At 57.3% G+C, this 457-nt stretch carries 1 protein-coding gene; it reads left to right on the top strand.

The genetic code is table 11. The features are described from left to right. Nucleotides 1-169: 169 nt before the first annotated feature. The coding region (locus tag OXG98_07560) for a type II toxin-antitoxin system PemK/MazF family toxin (GenBank protein ID MCY3771859.1) at nucleotides 170-457 on the top strand (288 nt) is incomplete at its 3' end.

Raw genomic sequence — 457 nt, forward strand, 5'->3', positions numbered from 1 at the left:
CTTCTCCCCAGCGTAAGAGTCGCTCGGCACTCGTACGGACGGCCATTCGTGGCTTTGCCGAGCAACAACGCCGCCGCAAGACCGAGGCGGACGAAGACCGCATACTCCGCTCCAATCGGAAACGTCTGGCCAGAGAAGCCAAGGTGCTGGTCGCCGAACAAGCCCTGCCATGAAGCGTGGTGAGGTATACCGGACACGTGAGCGAGTGCCAGAGCGAGGCGGAAAACCTGGCTTTTACGTCGTAGTTTCTCGGCCATTTATCGCCGGCCATGGGGACGTGTCTACGGTTATCTGTGCTCCCGTATACAGCGAAGTCCTGGGACTCACGACCGAAGTCGTCATTGGTCCTGAAGACGGGGTGGCCCATACCAGTGCGATCCGCTGTGATTTTCTTACGTTGATGTTTAAGGCGAAGCTCACACATTTTGTGGGAACACTGTCTGCACCAGAGATTGCT

It is taken from the genome of Gemmatimonadota bacterium (genome assembly GCA_026706345.1).
Lineage (GTDB): Bacteria > JAAXHH01 > JAAXHH01 > JAAXHH01 > JAAXHH01 > JAAXHH01.